Source organism: Methylobacterium sp. WL8, from assembly GCF_008040045.1.
GTDB classification, from domain to species: domain Bacteria; phylum Pseudomonadota; class Alphaproteobacteria; order Rhizobiales; family Beijerinckiaceae; genus Methylobacterium; species Methylobacterium cerastii.
Genome location: NZ_VRVF01000060.1, coordinates 15,854 through 32,279 on the forward strand (window position 1 = coordinate 15,854; position 16,426 = coordinate 32,279).

Consider the following 16,426-nt stretch of genomic DNA (forward strand, 5'->3'; position numbering starts at 1 on the left):
TTTCCCTCCCCCCGCAGGGGGGAGGGAAGCGCCTGCGCTACTTGATCACCGCGCAGCCGATGCGGTCGCCCGCGCCGCCGATCGGCTGGGTGGCGTGGTCGTCCTCCTTGGCGTGGACGATGAGCGCCGACCCGTCGCCGTCCTTGAGGCCGCCGTCGCCGGTCAGCGGGGTCTCGCTCGAGACCTCGGCGTTCACCGAGCCGTCGGCCGCCGCGTAGACGTTGGGCAGGTCGCCCTCGTCCGGGCCGTCCGGATTGAGCAGGCCGTGCTTGCTCTGGTCGTGGTTCACGTGGGCCTTGGAGTTCATGAACTTCTCGGTGTCGGAGCAGTCGCCGACCGCGTGGAAGTGGATGCCGTGCCAGCCGGGCGGCAGGCCGCCGGCCTTGATCGCGATCCGCATCACCAGCGCGTTGGCGCCGTCGCGGATCGTCAACGTCCCGATCGGCTCGCCCTTGTTGTTCTTGATCTCGCCGTCGAAGGTCTGGGGCGCCGCGGCCGGGGCCGCCTCGGGGGCCGGCGCGGTCTGCGCGAGCGCTCCGCTCGCGCCGGATGCGAAGCCCGCAAGGGCTCCGAGCATAAGGGCTGCGCGCAACGGCAGGGTGCGTGTCATATGATGGCTCTCCTCTCCACGTCGGGCTAGTTAAGCTCTCGCCCGGTCGTCCGACAGGGGTTTGTTCGATTGCGCCGCCCGAGGCGGCAGAACCATCCGTGACCCAACCCCGATGACGCGAGACAGGATCAGGGCCGACCTCATGCTGGTCGAGCACGGCCATTTCGAGAGCCGCGCGCGGGCGCAGGCCGCCATCGCCGCCGGCCTCGTGCGGGCCGACGGCCGGCCCGTGACCCGCGCCTCCGAACGGCTGCCGCCCGGCGCGGCGATCGAGGCCGCCGCCGCCCACCCCTTCGTCTCGCGCGGCGGCCTGAAGCTCGAGGCGGCTTTGGACGCCTTCGGCGTGGACCCGGCCGGGCTGCCCTGCCTCGACGTCGGCGCCTCCACCGGCGGCTTCACCGACCTTCTGCTGCGCCGCGGCGCGGCCCACGTCACCGCGGTCGACGTCGGGCACGGCCAGCTCCACGCGAGCCTGGCCGCCGACCCGCGGGTGACGAACCGCGAGGGCGCCGACATCCGCACCCTCGCGCCGGGCAGCCTCGACCCCGCTCCGCGCCTCGCCGGCATCGACGTGAGCTTCATCGCGCTCCGCTTCGTGCTGCCGGCTGTGGCGGGGCTGCTGGCGCCGGGTGCGCCGTTGATCGCGCTGATCAAGCCGCAATTCGAGGCCGGCCGCGGGCGCGTCGGCCGCGGCGGCATCGTCCGCGACGAAGCCGTCCACGCCGAGGTGTGCGAGGCGGTGCGCGCGACGCTCGCCGACCTCGGCTTCACGATCCTCGGCCTGATCCCCTCCCCCGTCCGGGGCGGGGACGGCAACACCGAGTTCCTCGTCGGCGCCCGCGCCGCCGGCGCCACCGCCGCTCCCCCCGAAAGACCCGATGACCGAATCTGAAACCGTCACGATCCGCCGCCTCGGCGCGCGCGGGGACGGCATCGCCGACGACGGCACCGCGATCGCCTTCGCGCTGCCGGGCGAGCGCGTCGCGATCCGGCGCGACGGCGCGCGCGGCGAGCTTCTCGGCATCGAGGCGCCCTCGCCCGACCGGATCGCGCCGATCTGCCCGTATTTCACCCGCTGCGGCGGCTGCGCGACCCAGCACCTGGCGCCTGCGCCTTACGCCGCGTGGAAATCCGGGCAGGTCGCCAACGCCCTGGCGCAGGCCGGGCTCGACCGCCCCCTCGATCCGCTGGTGGATGCGCATGGCGAAGGCCGCCGCCGCATCACCCTGCACGTCCGCGAGGTCGAGGGCCGGGCCGAGGCCGGGCTGATGGCCGCGCGCAGCCACGCCCTGGTGGCGATCGACCATTGCCCGATCACCGTGCCGGCCCTGCACCGCGCCCCCGAGGTCGCGCGGGCGCTCAGCGCCCCCCTCGGCCACGGGCGAAAGCCCCTCGACGTCGCGGTGACCGCGACCGAGGCCGGGCTCGACGTGGACCTGCGCGGCCACGGCCCCGTCGAGGCGGGGGTGCGCGCCACGCTGGTGCGGCTCGCCGGCGCGCTCGATCTCGCCCGGCTGTCGCTGCACGGCGACGTGGTGGTGGAGCGCAAGGCCGTCACCGTGGTCTCGGGCGATACGCGGCTGCATCCGCCGCCGGGCGGCTTCCTTCAGGCGACGGCGGCCGGCGAGACGGCGCTGACCGGGCTGGTGCGCGACGCCTTCGCGAAGAAGACCAAGCGCGCGATCGACCTGTTCTCGGGCTGCGGCCCCTTCACCTTGGGCGTGGCCCGCGTCAGCAACGTCCACGCCGTCGAGAGCGAGGCCGGCGCGCTCGCCGGCATCGAGCGCTCCTACCGCAGCGCGCAGGGGCTGAAAGGCATCACCACGGAGACCCGCGACCTGTTCCGCCGGCCGGTCCTCGCCCACGATCTCAACGATTACGACGCCGTCGTCTTCGACCCACCCCGGGCGGGCGCGCAGGCGCAGGTGAAGCAGATCGCCGAATCGAAGGTGCCGCTCACTGTGGGCGTGAGCTGCGACGCCGGCACCTTCTCCCGCGACGCGGCGACCCTCGTCGCGGCCGGCTTCAGCCTGGAGCGGGTCACCCCCGTCGACCAGTTCCGGTACTCGGGCCACGTCGAGATGGTCGGCGTGTTCCGCCGGGCGGTCGCTGTCCGGCGCCGGCTCTAACAGGCTGCTGAAAAAGTCCCGAGATGGAGAAAGACGTTCTCCTGCCGCAGGCACTCGCGGGCCGAGCCCCCACGATCGAGAACCGTCGAGACGCGAGAACCGCCCCATTCTCTAACAAATGGTGTGATTCGGAGATGATTGTTCTACCTCGCCCGACTTTTTCAGCAGCCTGCTAAAGCGTTTTCCAGCAAGGTGGACGCCGGCTCGCGTGAAGAAGACGCGACCACACCGACAAGGAGGAGCGTCTTCCAGAACGGTGGAGGCCGGGTCGCGTGAAGACAACGCTCTTGCGAGCGGCACGACGACGAGCGCATGCGCTCCGGGTCGTCCTTGCGCCGTCCGGTCCGCGCCTTCGGAGAACCAAGTCCACGCCGGCCGGTTCTCTCCGCGGGGGTCGCGGACGAGCGGCAAGCGTGATGCGTTACTACATCGACACGGACGACGGCGACGCCCGCGTGATCGACGAGGCCGGGTTCGACCTTCCGGGACCGCTCGAAGCCCGCACGACGGCGATCGACGCCCTGCCCGACATGGCGCGACAGAAGATCCCGAACGGCGACGACCGCACCTTCACCGTGAGCGTGCGCAACGAGGCCGGCGGGGTGATCTACAGCGCGGAACTGGTGATGACCGGCACCTGGCACATCCCCCGGCCTCAGGAGGGGTAGACCCGATGTCCGCGATGAGAGGAGCGCAGCGCCGGCTACGACCGGTCGGCCTCGGCCGTCACGAACGAAAGGCAGCGCGCGCGGGCCTGCGGGTCCTTGATGCGATCGAAGGCGCGGACCAGGGCCAACGTCTCGGCATCGCGGGATTCGTGCTCGCCCGGCGAAAAGAATGTGCTGACCGGCTCGTCGAGCGTGCGCGCGATCCGCTCCAGGCTCGCGCGCGCTAGGGATTCGTGAACGCCTGGCTTCTTCACACGATGACCCCTTGGGCTCGGTCTCCTACGGAGCCAATCAGTTGATTTGCACTCCGGCCGCCTTCGGCCCGAGCTCATGGGCGAGGTGGCGCCCGAGGACGACGAGGGCCTGTCGAACGATCTCGGCGGTCTCGTCGTTCCCCGTCGCCTCCGCTTCCAGGTAGGCGGCGGAGAAGTCGTCGACGATCGCGTCGAGCGCGTCGGCGCTCATGTCCGCCAGAAGCGTCCGGGCGGCGGAGGCGGGCGTCGCCGACGCCGTGGCCCGCGTCGGCGCGGCGATCTGCGTGTGGGAGGATCGTATCGCCGCGCGCGACCGCTCGATCGCGGAACGGGACCGTTCCATCAGATCGTTCGCATCGCCGATCCGTCGGCGACTCTGCCGTATCTGCGCGGCGAGGATCGCCTTCTCGCACCAAGACGCCATCATCAACCGGCTCTCACAACTCATACGATCCATCGTCGCGCGCGGGTGGAGGTCGGCGGCTTCGGCTCGCACCGGATCTCGGCACGATGGTAACGAGCGCCGGGCCTCGCAACGTCGCGCCATCCGCGCCTGCGACGGTTCTGCCGACACCCCGAACAGTGAGATCCTGGCGGAGGTCACGAGCGCGTGATTTCGGACGTAAGCGATCGCGTATGCGATCCGGGACGGCACTAACATGGATCAGCGCCGACGCTCACGTTTTCGTGATTGAAGTCCTACGCTTAGAACAGAGTCCCCTGCTCGTCCTCGTCGCTGGAGCGCGGCTTCTCTGCGGCGGGCAGGTCCGGCGGCGTCGGCGCCGGACGGGGGCGCCCGACGGGCGCGATCAGCGCCGCGTCGTCGTTGCGCACGGCGTTCACCCGGTCGGAGACGGGATCGAGGCGGAGCCATTCGTCGGGGCACGGGCGGCAGAGGGCCGCCGCCTCGGCCTGGTCCACGTCGCGCGTGTCGAGCCAGGGCGCGACCTGCTCGGGCGAGAGGATCGCCGGCATCCGGTCGTGGACCGCCGCCATGGTGCCGTTCGCCCCGGTGGTGACGATGGCCGCCGTGTCGATCTCAGAGCCGTCCGCCCCGAGCCAGGATTCCCACAGGCCGGCGAGCGCCATCGGGGCGCCGTCCGCGCGCGAGATCGCGAAGGGCGTCCGCACGGTGTTGCGGCCTGTGCCCTCGCGGCGCCATTCGTAGAAGCCGTCGGCCAGGAAGACGCAGCGCCGGTGGCGCACCGCGCCGCGGAAGGTCGGCTTCTCCAGGATGGTCTCGACCCGGGCGTTGATCACCAGCGGAAAGGTCTTGGGGTCCTTGAGCCAGCTCGGCCAGAAGCCCCAGCGCACCAGCCGGAAGTGCCGCGCCCCGCCCTCGCCGACGACGATCGGCACCGGCTGCGTCGGGGCCACGTTGTAGCGCGGCGGGAAGTTCGGGCGCTCGGGGTAGTCGTAGAATTCGGCGAAGAGTTCGGGCGCCTGGGCGATGAAGAAGCGTCCGCACATTCCCAGGGGCTCCTGTCCGCCGGCGACGCTCGCCTTCTCGCGACGCTCGCCTTTCGCGACGTTCGCACTGCCGCGGCGCGCGACGGCAGCCTACAGCCACTTCTTCCAGCGGAAGAACACGTAGGGCAGCACGGCGGCGACCACCATCATCACCACCGCCATCGGGTAGCCGAAGCTCCATTCCAGCTCCGGCATCGCCTTGAAGTTCATCCCGTAGATCGAGGCGATCAGCGTCGGGGGCATGAACACCACCGCCATGACCGAGAACAGCTTGATGATGTTGTTCTGCTCGAGGTTCACCAGCCCGAGCGTCGCGTCGAGCAGGAACTGGATCTTCGAGGACAGGAAGGTCGCGTGCTCTTCCAGCGACTGCAGGTCGCGCAGCGTCGAGCGCACGTCCTCGCGCAGCTCGCGCGGCGCCTTGGCGGTCCGGTAGGTGGCCGACAGCGAGAGCAGGATGCGCTCCATCGAGACCAGGCTCTCGCGCTGCTTGGAGATCAGGTCGCCGTGGCGGCCGAGCGCCCGCAGCGTGTCCTGGAGCGCGGTGTTCCGGGCGGAGGGGTCGTCCTGGACCTCGAAGATCTTGCCCGAGAGCCGGTCGATGCGCTCGCCCTGGAGCTGGAGCACGTCGGCGGCCCGGTCGATCACCGCCTCGATCAGGCCGGCGAGGATGGTCTCGCCCGAAGGCGTCCCCGTCGGCCCGCTCCCGGTCGCCCGGCCGGCGCGCTGGGTGTACATCCGGAACGCCTGCGGCTCCTCGTAGCGCACCGTCACCAGCTTGCGGCCCTGCAGGATGAAGGTGATGCCGGCGAGCCCCGGATCCTCCGAATCGCTGACCTTCGAGAGCACGCGCCCGGTCATGTAGCGGGCGCCGTCCTCGACGTAGAGCAGCTCCGACGGCTCGATGTCCTTCATCTCCTCCCGGGTCGGCACCTGGATGCCCATGAAGGCCTCGACCTTCAGGTCCTCCTCCCGCGTCGGCTTGATCATGTCGAGCCAGACGGTGTCGTCGGGGATCGCGTCCTGCAGTTCGAGGGGGCGGCGCTCCAGCAGCATCTGGCCGGTGCCGGTGACCGGCTGGTGGATGAAGATCACGAAGGGCGAACCTGGGGATGGGCGCTCGGGCGAGCGCGTCTTTGGGTTTCGCGCTCAGTCGAGCGCGTCTCTTTGCCTTGCGCTCAATCGAGCGCGTGGGGCGGCGGCGTGCTTGCATCCGGCACGAAGAAGTCCGGCGCAAGGGGCACGCCGGCGGTGACGCGGTATTGCGAAAAATCCGTGACGCCGTTCTGCGACAGGAACGTGTCGTCGATCAGGAATTGGCCGGTGATCTCGCGAGCCGGCTTCAGAAACAGCGCGTGGGCCGCGTCCGCGACGATCTCGGGCGTCCGGCTCGCCCGCATCAGGGCCTCGCCGCCGAGCAGGTTGTTGACCGCGGCCGTCGCGATCGTGGTCCGCGGCCACAGCGCGTTCACCGCGATGCCCGACCTGCGCAGCTCGCCCGCGAGCCCGAGCACGCACAGCGACATGCCGAACTTCGCCATGGTGTAGGCGAGGTGCGGCGAAAACCACTTCTCCGCCATGTCGAGGGGCGGCGAAAGCATCAGGATGTGCGGGTTGTCCGCCTTCTCCAGGTAGGGAAGCGCGTATTTCGAGACCATGTAGGTGCCGCGCGTGTTGATCTGATGCATCAGGTCGAAGCGCTTCATCTCGGTCTGCTTCGTCGGGGTCAGCGAGATCGCGCTGGCGTTGTTGACCACGATGTCGACGCCGCCGAACGTCTCCGCGGCGCGTGCGAAGGCTTGGCGCACCGAATCCTCGTCGCGCACGTCGACCACCAGCGGCAGCGCCCGGCCGCCGGCCGCCTCGATCGCCGCGGCCGCGGTATGGATCGTGCCCTCGAGCTTGGGGTGCGGCGTCTCGGTCTTGGCCGCGATCACCACGTTGGCCCCGTCGCGGGCCGCGCGCAGGCCGATGGCGAGCCCGATGCCGCGCGAGGCTCCGGTGATGAACAGGGTCTTCTTGGCCAGGGTGCCGGTCATCGCGTCCTCCGCGGGTTCGTGTCGAGGATTCGTGTCACGGCGCGATCCGGAAGCGGGCGGGCCGCGTCCCGTCGGCATCCGTGAAACCGTATTCCGCCGCGACGTCGCCGGCGTGGATCACCAAGCCGGTCCGGGCGATCACGCCGGGGTCGGCGGCGAGCGCCGCCAGGGCGCGGCCGGCGTAGAGCGGGCTCTCGGTGGCGAGCGCACCCTGCCCGAGGTCGCAGACGCGCTCGGTGCGCACGAAGCCCGGCGAGAGCGCGAGCGCCGTCACGCCGTGCGGGCGCAGTTCCTCTCCGAAGGCGAAGGCGAGGCGGTTCGTCGTCGCCTTGGCGAGGTCGTAGTAGACGTCGCCGAGGTAGCCCTCCGCGGTGCCGAAGGAGACCAGCGCGATCAGCCCCGACCCGGCCGCGACCATCGCCGGCGCCACCGCGCGGGCGAGCAGCAGCCCGGGATAGGGGCCGACGCGGGCGAACTCCGCGAACGGCTCCGCCGACCGGCGCCAGAACGGCGTGCCCCAGCCGGTCCCGTCCGGGTAGCTTTCGCCGTCGTAGCCCTCGTTGCCGCCCCAGACGCTCGACACCGCCACGTCGATGCGGCCGAAGCGGCGCAGTGTCCAGTGCACGAGTTCGTCGACGGCGCGCTCGCTGGTGTGGTCGCAGAGGTAGTGGTGCCCGTCGCCGCCGGCCGCGTCGACCTCGCGGCTGGTGTCCTCGATCGATTCGGAGCGCTGCTCGGTGCGCGGCCCGGTCTCGCTGGAGCGGGCGGTGACGACGACCGTGGCGCCGGCCTCGCCGAGCGCCCGGGCGATGCCCCGCCCGACGCCGCGCGAGGCGCCCGCCACGAGGCAGACCTTCTGGCTGAGGTCCGGCTTCACGACCTCGGGCCGGGCTTCGACCGGGCGAGGAACGACCGGAACGCGCCCTGCGCCTCCTCCGTGCGCAGCTGCCGGTCGAACGCCTCGGCCTCGGCGTCCAAAGCCGCCTCGACCTGGGCCTGATCCCCGCGGATCAGCTTTCGCGATGCGGCGAGGGCGCCCCGCGGCAGTGCGGCGAGGCGCGCGGCTTGGGCGAGCGCGTGCTCCAGCAGCATGTCGGAGGGCATCACCGCGTTGACGAGGCCGAGCGATTCGGCCGCGTCCGCCCCGAACATCTCGGAAAGTAGCAGCAGCTCGGTCGCCTTGAGGCGCCCGACCCGCCGCGGCAGCAGGTAGCTCGAGGCCGCCTCCGGCACGAGGCCGAGCTCGACGAACGGCATGCGGAAGCGTGCCGCCGGGCTCGCGTAGACGAGGTCGCAATGCAGCGTCAGCGTCGTGCCGATGCCCACCGCGATCCCGTCCACCGCCGCGACCATCGGCGTCGCCGTGCGCGCCAGCTGGCGGATGAAGCGGAGCGAGGGCGCTTCGCTGAACGCCTTCTCCGCCCGCGTGACGAAGTCGGCGATGTCGTTGCCGGCGCAGAAGCTGCCGGGCATTCCGGAGAACACCACCGCCCCGATGGCGTCCGACGCGTCGGCGGAGGCCAGCGCCTCGCGCATCGCGTCGTACATCGCCCCGGTCAGCGCGTTCTTCTTCTCGGGCCGGTTCAGGACGATCGAGCGGACGCCGTCCGCTCCGTCGGTGATCGTGATCTGCTCGCTCATGTCCGCCTCCCCGGTTCGTTCCAAATCGCGCCGCGAACCGCACCGCTTCCGTCCCAACCCCGTCATCCCGGGGCGCCGCAGGCGAGCCCGGGATCCAGAGCCGCCAACCGTGCTCGAAAAGGCGCCACCTGCGGTTCTGGATTCCGGGCTCCGCTGCGCGGCCCCGGAATGACGGGCGAGGACCTTGACGTCACCCCGTCAGAACCGCGCCCGCGTCGTCCAGAAACCCGCCGCCGTCGATCACCACCTGGGCCAGGCCTTCCGTCGCCGGCAGCAGGTTCTCGGCGAAGAAGCGCGCCAGCGCGATCCGCCCGGCATGGGCCGGGTCGGTCTCTCCGGCCTTCAGGGCGGCGCGTGAGGCCAGCGCCTCGCGGGCGAGGCAGGCCGCGCCCTGGGCCAGGCCGAACAGGCGCAGATACGGGGTCGCGCCGGCGAGCGCCGCCTCCGGCCGGTTGGACCTGAGGCTCGCGAGCTGATGGCTCGTCGCCTGGTCGAGGGCTTCGATGCCGGCGCGCAGCCGCGCCGGGGCGTGACCGAGGTCGGAGTCGGCGGCCTTGAGCAGGGATTCGGCGACCCGGCGCATGGCGGCGATCTGCGCCCGCACCGTGGCTCCGTCGTTCAGCGGCAGCTTGCGGCCGGTCAGGTCGATCGCCTGGATGCCGTTGGTGCCCTCGTAGATCCCGAGGATGCGGGCGTCGCGCATCGCTTGCGCCGCGCCGGTCTCCTCGACGAAGCCCATGCCGCCATGCACCTGCACGCCGAGCGAGGCGACGTCGTTGGCGATGTCGGTGGAGAAGGCCTTGGCCACCGGCGTCAGCAGCGAGGCGCGGTCGAGCGCCGCCTTGCCTTCCGGCCCCTCGGCGGCGTCGAGGGCGGCCGCGGTGAGGTAGCAGATGCCGCGGGCGGCTGCGGTGTAGGCCTTCATCGTCAGCAGCATGCGCTGCACGTCCGGGTGGGCGACGATCGGGCTCGCCTCGGCGGAGCCCGCCGCTTTTCCTTGCCTGCGCTCGCGGGCGTAGGCGAGCGCCCGCTGCGTCGCCGCCTCGGCGACGCCGACGCCCTGCAGCCCGACCCCGAGGCGGGCGTTGTTCATCATCGTGAACATGCAGGCGAGCCCGCGATTCTCCTCGCCGACGAGCCAGCCGGTGGCGCCGCCCCGGTCGCCGAACGCCATCGAGCAGGTCGGCGAGGCGTGGATGCCGAGCTTGTGCTCCAGCCCCGAGCAGCGCAGGTCGTTCTCCGACCCGTCGGGGAGCACCTTCGGCACCAGGAACAGCGAGATGCCGCGGGTGCCCGACGGCGCGTCCTTGAGGCGGGCGAGCACGAGGTGGACGACGTTGTCGGCCATGTCGTGGGCGCCGTACGTGATGTAGATCTTCGAGCCGACGATGCGGTAGCTGCCGTCGCCGGCCGGCTCCGCGCGGGTGCGCAGGGCGGCGAGGTCCGAGCCGGCCTGCGGCTCGGTCAGGTTCATCGTCGCGGTCCACTCGCCGGAGACGAGCTTGCCGAGGTAGCGCGCCTTCAGGTCCTCGGAGCCGTGCGCCGCCAGCGCCTCGATGCCGCCGGCGGTCAGCAGCGGGCACAGGCCGAAGGCGAGGTTGGCGCCGTTCCACATCTCTGTGCAGGCGGCGTCGAGCACCTGCGGCAGGCCCTGGCCGCCATGGTCCGGGTCGGCGGTGAGCCCGTTCCAGCCACCGGCGACGAAGGTCTTGTAGGCGGCGGCGAACCCCGGTGCCATGGTGACCACGCCGTTCGAAAGCGTCGCGCCGTGGCGGTCGCCGACGCGGTTCAGCGGCGCCAGCACGTCGCCCGCGAGCCGCCCGGCCTCGGTCAGGATGGCGTCCGCGTCCTCGACGCTCACCGCGCCGGCGCCGTCGAGGCCGGCGACGTGGCGCAGGGTGAACATCATCTCGGATACGGGCGCGCGGTAGCTCATCGGCATGTCCTCCCGCCCGGCGCGGTTCGCCCGCGCCTCGGCGTCTCGTTTGACCGTCGCCGCGGGGCCGCGTTAGTGCAGCCCCCGAAAGACCCGGCCGCCGGCTTTCCGCGCAGCCCGACCCCTCTTCCGTGAAAGGCGCTTCGGCCCACGCCCTCCGCTGACGGCATACGCCCGAACCGGCCCCGCCGTCACCGCCGGAGATGGTTTATATATGAACGATCTCGCGTCAATCCCTGCGCCCGGCGCGACGACCCAGCTTTCCAGCGACGGAGCGGGCGTGGCGGAGGCCGCGCGCCTGATCCGGGCCGGCGCCTGCGTCGCGTTCCCGACCGAGACCGTCTACGGCCTCGGCGCCGACGCCACCGACGCCGAGGCGGTCGCCGGGATCTTCGCGGCGAAGGCGCGCCCCCGCTTCAACCCGCTGATCGCGCATCTGCCGGACCGTGCGGCCGCCGAGGCCGAGGGTCGTTTCGACGCCTTCGCGCTGCGCCTTGCCGAGGCGTTCTGGCCCGGTCCCCTGACCCTGGTGGTGCCGGCGACCGGCGGCACCCGCGTCTGCGACCTGGCGCGGGCCGGCCTGCCGAGCGTCGCGCTGCGGGTGCCGTCGAACCCGCTCGCCCGCGACCTGCTCGCCGCGGTCGGGCGGCCCGTCGCGGCGCCCTCGGCGAACCGCTCGGGCCGGGTCAGCCCGACGCGGGCCGACCACGTCCTCGCCGACCTCGACGGGCGGATCGCCGCCGTGCTCGATGGCGGCGAGACCCCGGTCGGCGTCGAGTCGACGGTGATCGCCTGCCTCAGCGGGCCGCCGCGTCTGCTCCGGCCCGGCGGCATCACCCGCGCAGCGATCCTGTCGGTTCTCGGGACGGCGCTCGACGCCTCGGCGCCGGACGCCGCGGCCCGGCCCGTCGGCCCGGGGCTTCTCGCCTCGCACTACGCCCCGCGCGCGCGCCTGCGCCTCGATGCGACGGCGATCGAGCCCGACGAGGCGGTGCTGCTGTTCGGAGCCTCGCGGCCCGCCGGGATCGCGCAGGCGCGGGCCGTGCTGAACCTCAGCCCGCGCGGCGATCTCGCGGAAGCCGCCGCCCGGCTGTTCGCGGCGTTGCGCGACCTCGACGCCTACGGCGCGGCGACGATCGCGGTGTCGCCGATCCCCGCGGACGGCCTCGGCGAGGCGATCCTCGACCGCCTCGGACGGGCCGCGGCGCCGCGCTGAAATAATTGTTGCGCGTCGCGGAACCGATGCGTGGGCGGGGTGTTTCCCATCCACGAAGGCCAGTTCAGCCCCCAATGGCCTTTTCCCTTTCAGGCTCGGAGCAATCCGAGCCTTTTTTCTTGCGTGCTGTCCTCAGGCGGCCCCGGCGCGATGGCCGGAGCCGCCGGCGCGGATCAGCCCGCGAGCTTGGCGGCGATCCCGGCCACGTGCCGGCCCTGGAACTTCGCCCCGTCGAGTTCCACCGCGCTCGGCTGGCGCGATCCGTCGCCGCCCGCGATCGTGCTGGCGCCGTAGGGCGTGCCGCCCGCCACCGTGCCGACGTCGTTCATCCCCTGGAACGCGTAGGGCAACCCGACGATCACCATGCCGTGGTGCAGGAGCACGGTGTGGAAGCTGGTGATCGTCGTCTCCTGCCCGCCATGCTGCGTGGCGGTGGAGGTGAACACCGAGCCGACCTTGCCGACCAGCGCGCCCTTCGCCCAGAGGGCGCCGGTCTGGTCGATGAACTGCTTCATCTGCGCGGCCATGTTGCCGTAGCGGGTCGGCGTCCCGAAGATGATCGCGTCGTAGTCGGCGAGCTCGTCGGGCTGGGCGATCGGGGCGGACTGGTCGAGCTTGTAGTGCGACTGCCGCGCGACCTCCTCCGGCACCAGCTCGGGCACGCGCTTCACGTGCACCTCGGCGCCGGTCTTGCGGGCGCCCTCGGCGGCGGCGTGGGCAAGCGTCTCCACGTGGCCCCAGGAGGAATAGTACAGCACCAGGATCTTGGTCATCGTCGGCTTCCGTTCGCAGGGCCGGGCGGCCGGGCCGGGATCGGCGGCCGCCTCGCCCTGGCTGCAAGATCGTCCCGGCCGGGCCTTGCGCAAATGCCCCAATCTGCAAGAACGGTCTTGCATGCGTGCAAGGTCGAGAGATGGCGAGGCCCTGGGACGACTTCCGCCTGGTCAAGGCCATCGCCGACCACGGCGGGCTGACGGCGGCCGCAACGCGGCTCGGCATCAACCACTCGACGGCGTTCCGGCGCCTGACGGCGATCGAGGCGGCGCTCGGCACCCGCCTGTTCGAGCGCGCGCGCACCGGCTACGCGGCGACGCAGGCCGGGACCGCCATGGTCGCGGCGGCCGGCGCCATGGAGGAGACCGCGTCGCAGTTCGCGCGCGAGGTCGCCGGGCGCGCCTCCGAACCCACCGGCCAGCTCCGGGTCACCGCGCCGTCGGGCCTCGTCACCGACCTGCTGATGCCGATCTTCGCCGCGTTCCGCGCGCACCGCCCGGGCATCCACCTCGACGTGGTGGTGTCCGACGACGCGCTGAACCTCTCGCGCCGGGACGCGGACGTGGCGGTGCGCGCCAGCAACGACCCGTCGCCCAACCTGTTCGGGCGCCGCCTCGCGACCCTCGGCTGGGCGCTCTACGGCCGCGCCGACCGAGCGGAAGCGGACCCGCGCCGGGCGGATTGGGTGACGCTGTCGGAGGCGGTCGGCGACGGGCGGTTCCTGCGCTTCGTCGCCGAGCACGGCGACCCGGAGCGCATCACGCTTCGGCTCAACACGGTGACCGGACTGTGCGAGGCGGTGGAGGCCGGCATCGGGATCGGGCTGCTGCCCTGCCTCAGCGCCGACGCGCGACCGGCGTTGCGCCGCATCGGGTCGGCCGAGCCGCCCTTCGCCGACAGCCTGTGGATGCTGACCCACCCGGACCTGCGCCACTCGGTGCGCGTCCGGGCCTTCATGGACTTCGTCGGCGACGCGGTCGTGGCGTTGCGCCCGATGCTGGAAGGGCGGCCACTGCCCGAGCGCCGGGCGCGCGAGCTCGTGCTCAGCCGGCCTTGATCTCCAAGATCTCGACCTCTTGCCCGTTCACTTCGACGACGTCGCCGACGCCCTTGCCGGTGATCGCCCGGGCGAGCGGGGCGACGTAGGCGATCGAGCCCTTGGCCGGGTCCGCCTCGTCCTCGCCGACGATGTGGAAGGTCTGGCGGGCGTCGTCCTCGCGCTGGACCGTCACCGTCGAGCCGAAATGCACCGTGTCGCCCTCGACCGCCTCGACGAGCTGGGCGGTGCCGAGCCGCGTCGTCCAGTAGCGCAGGTCGCGCGTGACGCGAGCGGTGTCGGCCTTGTCGTCGGGCGTGAGCTTGGCCTGCTCCGCCTGGAGGCGCGCGACCTCCTTCTCGATCTGCTCGAGCCCGGCCGGGGTGACGAAGTTGGTGTGGGGGGAGATCGGGCGGTCGGGGAGGTCCTCGAAGGCTTCCCCGCCCTCCTTCTCGCGAACGAATGCAATGCTCATGCGGCAAGAATGCCCGAGCTTGCGCCGCGGTTCCGTTCGGCCGCCGACTCAATCACCCGCGGGCGGCCAGTCGAGGCCGCGCGGGTTCAGCCGACCTCGACGACCGTCCGCCCGCGGACCTTGCCCGAGAGGATGTCGGGCCCGAGGCCGCCGACCTCGGCGAGGCCGATGCGGTTCGTCATCGCCGCGAGCTTGTCGAGGTCGAGCTCGGCGGCGAGCCGCGCCCAGGCCGCGCGGCGCTTGGCCTGCGGGGTCGTCACGCTGTTGATGCCGAGCAGCGACACCCCGCGCAGGATGAAGGGCGCGACCGAGGTCGGCAGGTCCATGCCCTGCGCCAGGCCGCAGGCGGCGACCGCCCCGTCGGCCTTGGTCTGGGCCAGCACGTTGGCGAGCGTCGTCGAGCCGACCGCGTCGATCGCCGCCGCCCAGCGCTCCTTGCCCAGCGGCCGGCCGGGCTTGCCGAGTTCCTCGCGGTCGACGATCTCGGCGGCGCCGAGGGATTTCAGGTAATCCGCCTCCCCCGCGCGGCCGGTCGAGGCCATCACGTGCCAGCCCGCCCGCGCCAGCAGCGCGACCGCGACCGAGCCGACGCCGCCCGAGGCGCCGGTGACCAGGGCCGGGCCGTCCTTCGGTGTCACGCCGTGGGCGTCGAGCGCCATCAGGCAGAGCATCGCGGTGTAGCCGGCGGTGCCGATCGCCATCGTCTGCTCGGGCGAGAGGCCGGCGGGCAGCGGCACAAGCCAGTCGCCCTTCACCCGCGCCTTCTCGGCGTAGGCGCCGAGATGCGTCTCGCCGACGCCCCATCCGGTGAGAACCACCGCGTCGCCGGGCTTGTACTCAGGATGATCGGAGGCCTCGACCACGCCGGAGAAGTCGATGCCGGGGATCATCGGGAAGCGGCGCACCACCGGCGACGCGCCGGTCATCGCCAGCCCGTCCTTGTAGTTCAGGCAGGAATGGGTGACGCGGACGGTGACGTCGCCGTCCATCAGGTCGGCCTCGTCGAAATCGGTGAAGGACAGGTTTTGGCCGGCCTCGCCCTTCTCGATCACCCAGGCCTTGAACCGCGCCATGCTCGCCTCCCGCTGCTTGTCGGGGGGACCTGTGGCGCAGCTTCCGCGAAATCAACCCGCCGGGGGGGCCGGCTCCGGCGGGTCGTGGCGTTCACGTCAGATCTCATGGGTTTCGACCCATGAGACTGGGCATCAGTAGCCGTCGTAGACGCTGCCCGAGGAGAAGCCGAGGCCGACGCCGATGTCGGCCGAGCTCGCGCCGGCGATGCCGACGGCGTCCGGGATCGAGCCGATCCGCGGGCCGCCGAAGCCGCCGCCCTGGTAGCCCACGCCCTGGTAGCCGCCGCCGTAACCGCCGCCACCGTAGCCGCCGCCACCGTAGCCGCCTCCGACCGGCACCCAGCCCGAGCGGGCCGGCGCGACCAGGACGCGACGGCTCACGCTGGCGTATTCCGGCGGGATCGTCTCGGGGATGGACTGGGCCGGCTGCACCAGCACGCGGCGGTGCTGAACGGTGTATTGCGGCGGGGTGGTGACCCAGCAGCCGATCAGCTCGCCGTAGGGGCCGCGGCGGGTCTGCCACGAGCGGCCGCCGGGCGAGACCATCACCCGCTCCGACACGGTGTCGTAGACCGGCGGCGTGGTGCGGTAGACGGTGCGGGGCGGGCGCACCAGCACGTTCTCCTGCACGGTGTCGAACACCGGCGGGGTCGAGACGTGGCGGTAGCACTCGGAGCCGTAGCAGCCGCCGGCCGAAGCGGGCGATGCGACGAGGACGGCACCGGCGAAGGCGGCGAAGAGCAGGGTGTTTCGGGCGACCGGCGCGGTCATGACGGCTTCCTCTGATACGCGGAACGAGTGGGATGACGCGAAGGGCGCGCTCATCTCGACGCTCAAGAGGCCGTCGGGTTGCTGTACAAGCAAGCACTATTGGAAAGTAGGGTAAAATTAACCCTCGATCCGGACTACGTAGTTACCGTCTACGTAAGTAAATCCTCGCTAAATTTGATCTCGGAAACCGGCTCGTCTTCCGGCCTTAGTGTCTGTCCGGCGACATATTGAGTGAGGTGAGGGGTTTGTGATTCAAGGCTGCCTGTGTGGAGGCTGCCGATGTGGACGACTGAGAACCGGACCCGCTACGATCGAAGCGAGCTTCGTTATCCGA

18 protein-coding genes are annotated in these 16,426 nt (G+C 71.8%); 5 read left to right on the forward strand and 13 right to left on the reverse strand.

Going from position 1 to position 16,426, the window contains the following annotated elements:
- Positions 1-37 precede the first annotated feature (37 nt).
- Complete coding sequence (locus FV234_RS19050) at positions 38-577, reverse strand: superoxide dismutase family protein (RefSeq protein WP_238272903.1); 540 nt, start codon at positions 575-577, stop codon at positions 38-40.
- 145 nt (positions 578-722) lie between these two features.
- On the opposite strand from FV234_RS19050, the gene FV234_RS19055 reads away from it, so the two are divergent.
- The 3 genes from FV234_RS19055 to FV234_RS19065 all read left to right on the forward strand — a co-directional run bounded on the left by FV234_RS19055 (position 723) and on the right by FV234_RS19065 (position 3,407).
- Complete coding sequence (locus FV234_RS19055; protein WP_147831023.1) at positions 723-1,502, forward strand: TlyA family RNA methyltransferase; 780 nt, start codon at positions 723-725, stop codon at positions 1,500-1,502.
- Positions 1,489-2,739: a class I SAM-dependent RNA methyltransferase gene (locus FV234_RS19060; protein ID WP_147831025.1), complete on the forward strand. Its 1,251-nt coding sequence runs from the start codon at positions 1,489-1,491 to the stop codon at positions 2,737-2,739. The genes FV234_RS19055 and FV234_RS19060 overlap by 14 nt, the downstream gene beginning before the upstream one ends.
- A 416-nt stretch (positions 2,740-3,155) precedes the next feature.
- Entirely contained in the window at positions 3,156-3,407 is a 252-nt protein-coding gene (locus FV234_RS19065; RefSeq protein WP_238272902.1) for a hypothetical protein, read from the forward strand.
- Between the two features lie 35 nt (positions 3,408-3,442).
- Here the strand turns inward: FV234_RS19065 and FV234_RS19070 are convergent, their stop codons facing one another.
- From FV234_RS19070 to FV234_RS19105, 8 genes are all read right to left on the reverse strand, one after another.
- The gene (locus FV234_RS19070) at positions 3,443-3,661 is read right to left on the reverse strand and encodes a hypothetical protein (RefSeq protein WP_147831027.1); all 219 of its coding nucleotides are present in this window, start codon (positions 3,659-3,661) and stop codon (positions 3,443-3,445) included.
- Between the two features lie 37 nt (positions 3,662-3,698).
- Positions 3,699-4,322, reverse strand: a complete 624-nt coding sequence (locus FV234_RS19075) for a hypothetical protein (RefSeq protein WP_210250937.1) — start codon at positions 4,320-4,322, stop codon at positions 3,699-3,701.
- Positions 4,323-4,366: 44 nt separating this feature from the next.
- A complete protein-coding gene (locus FV234_RS19080; protein ID WP_147831031.1) occupies positions 4,367-5,131 on the reverse strand; it encodes an SOS response-associated peptidase in 765 nt (254 codons plus the stop codon).
- A 90-nt stretch (positions 5,132-5,221) separates the two neighbouring features.
- The gene (locus FV234_RS19085; RefSeq protein ID WP_147753763.1) at positions 5,222-6,226 is read right to left on the reverse strand and encodes a magnesium transporter CorA family protein; all 1,005 of its coding nucleotides are present in this window, start codon (positions 6,224-6,226) and stop codon (positions 5,222-5,224) included.
- Between the two features lie 83 nt (positions 6,227-6,309).
- On the reverse strand, positions 6,310-7,170 hold the full coding sequence (locus FV234_RS19090) for an NAD(P)-dependent oxidoreductase (protein ID WP_147753764.1): 861 nt from the start codon (positions 7,168-7,170) through the stop codon (positions 6,310-6,312).
- 34 nt (positions 7,171-7,204) lie between these two features.
- Positions 7,205-8,014, reverse strand: coding sequence for an SDR family oxidoreductase (locus FV234_RS19095; protein WP_147753768.1), 810 nt, complete (start codon positions 8,012-8,014; stop codon positions 7,205-7,207).
- 29 nt (positions 8,015-8,043) lie between these two features.
- Positions 8,044-8,811, reverse strand: coding sequence for an enoyl-CoA hydratase-related protein (locus FV234_RS19100; protein WP_147831033.1), 768 nt, complete (start codon positions 8,809-8,811; stop codon positions 8,044-8,046).
- A 190-nt stretch (positions 8,812-9,001) separates the two neighbouring features.
- Entirely contained in the window at positions 9,002-10,747 is a 1,746-nt protein-coding gene (locus FV234_RS19105) for an acyl-CoA dehydrogenase (RefSeq protein WP_147831035.1), read from the reverse strand.
- A 214-nt stretch (positions 10,748-10,961) separates the two neighbouring features.
- Between FV234_RS19105 and FV234_RS19110 the strand changes: the two genes are divergently transcribed.
- Complete coding sequence (locus tag FV234_RS19110; protein ID WP_147831037.1) at positions 10,962-11,963, forward strand: L-threonylcarbamoyladenylate synthase; 1,002 nt, start codon at positions 10,962-10,964, stop codon at positions 11,961-11,963.
- 173 nt (positions 11,964-12,136) lie between these two features.
- On the opposite strand, the gene wrbA is transcribed toward FV234_RS19110, so the two are convergent.
- The gene (gene wrbA, locus FV234_RS19115; RefSeq protein WP_147831039.1) at positions 12,137-12,736 is read right to left on the reverse strand and encodes an NAD(P)H:quinone oxidoreductase; all 600 of its coding nucleotides are present in this window, start codon (positions 12,734-12,736) and stop codon (positions 12,137-12,139) included.
- A gap of 140 nt (positions 12,737-12,876) precedes the next feature.
- Here wrbA and FV234_RS19120 point away from each other — a divergent pair, with 140 nt between their 5' ends.
- On the forward strand, positions 12,877-13,794 hold the full coding sequence (locus FV234_RS19120) for a LysR family transcriptional regulator (protein ID WP_147831041.1): 918 nt from the start codon (positions 12,877-12,879) through the stop codon (positions 13,792-13,794).
- Here the strand turns inward: FV234_RS19120 and greA are convergent.
- The 3 genes from greA to FV234_RS19135 all read right to left on the reverse strand — a co-directional run bounded on the left by greA (position 13,781) and on the right by FV234_RS19135 (position 16,092).
- Entirely contained in the window at positions 13,781-14,248 is a 468-nt protein-coding gene (gene greA, locus FV234_RS19125) for a transcription elongation factor GreA (RefSeq protein WP_147753384.1), read from the reverse strand. The genes FV234_RS19120 and greA overlap by 14 nt on opposite strands.
- A gap of 86 nt (positions 14,249-14,334) precedes the next feature.
- The gene (locus FV234_RS19130) at positions 14,335-15,321 is read right to left on the reverse strand and encodes an MDR family oxidoreductase (RefSeq protein ID WP_147831043.1); all 987 of its coding nucleotides are present in this window, start codon (positions 15,319-15,321) and stop codon (positions 14,335-14,337) included.
- Positions 15,322-15,453: 132 nt separating this feature from the next.
- Positions 15,454-16,092: a hypothetical protein gene (locus FV234_RS19135; RefSeq protein ID WP_147831045.1), complete on the reverse strand. Its 639-nt coding sequence runs from the start codon at positions 16,090-16,092 to the stop codon at positions 15,454-15,456.
- Between the last annotated feature and the right edge of the window lie 334 nt (positions 16,093-16,426).

Coding starts and splice junctions, on each gene's coding strand:
- greA (WP_147753384.1), bottom strand. CDS start 14,248: ATGAGCATTGCATTCGTTCGCGAGAAGGAGGGCGGGGAAGCCTTCGAG.
- FV234_RS19050 (WP_238272903.1), bottom strand. CDS start 577: ATGCTCGGAGCCCTTGCGGGCTTCGCATCCGGCGCGAGCGGAGCGCTC.
- FV234_RS19080 (WP_147831031.1), bottom strand. CDS start 5,131: ATGTGCGGACGCTTCTTCATCGCCCAGGCGCCCGAACTCTTCGCCGAA.
- FV234_RS19130 (WP_147831043.1), bottom strand. CDS start 15,321: ATGGCGCGGTTCAAGGCCTGGGTGATCGAGAAGGGCGAGGCCGGCCAA.
- FV234_RS19110 (WP_147831037.1), top strand. CDS start 10,962: ATGAACGATCTCGCGTCAATCCCTGCGCCCGGCGCGACGACCCAGCTT.
- FV234_RS19105 (WP_147831035.1), bottom strand. CDS start 10,747: ATGAGCTACCGCGCGCCCGTATCCGAGATGATGTTCACCCTGCGCCAC.
- FV234_RS19120 (WP_147831041.1), top strand. CDS start 12,877: ATGGCGAGGCCCTGGGACGACTTCCGCCTGGTCAAGGCCATCGCCGAC.
- FV234_RS19055 (WP_147831023.1), top strand. CDS start 723: ATGACGCGAGACAGGATCAGGGCCGACCTCATGCTGGTCGAGCACGGC.
- wrbA (WP_147831039.1), bottom strand. CDS start 12,736: ATGACCAAGATCCTGGTGCTGTACTATTCCTCCTGGGGCCACGTGGAG.
- FV234_RS19135 (WP_147831045.1), bottom strand. CDS start 16,092: ATGACCGCGCCGGTCGCCCGAAACACCCTGCTCTTCGCCGCCTTCGCC.
- FV234_RS19090 (WP_147753764.1), bottom strand. CDS start 7,170: ATGACCGGCACCCTGGCCAAGAAGACCCTGTTCATCACCGGAGCCTCG.
- FV234_RS19060 (WP_147831025.1), top strand. CDS start 1,489: ATGACCGAATCTGAAACCGTCACGATCCGCCGCCTCGGCGCGCGCGGG.
- FV234_RS19100 (WP_147831033.1), bottom strand. CDS start 8,811: ATGAGCGAGCAGATCACGATCACCGACGGAGCGGACGGCGTCCGCTCG.
- FV234_RS19075 (WP_210250937.1), bottom strand. CDS start 4,322: ATGTTAGTGCCGTCCCGGATCGCATACGCGATCGCTTACGTCCGAAAT.
- FV234_RS19065 (WP_238272902.1), top strand. CDS start 3,156: ATGCGTTACTACATCGACACGGACGACGGCGACGCCCGCGTGATCGAC.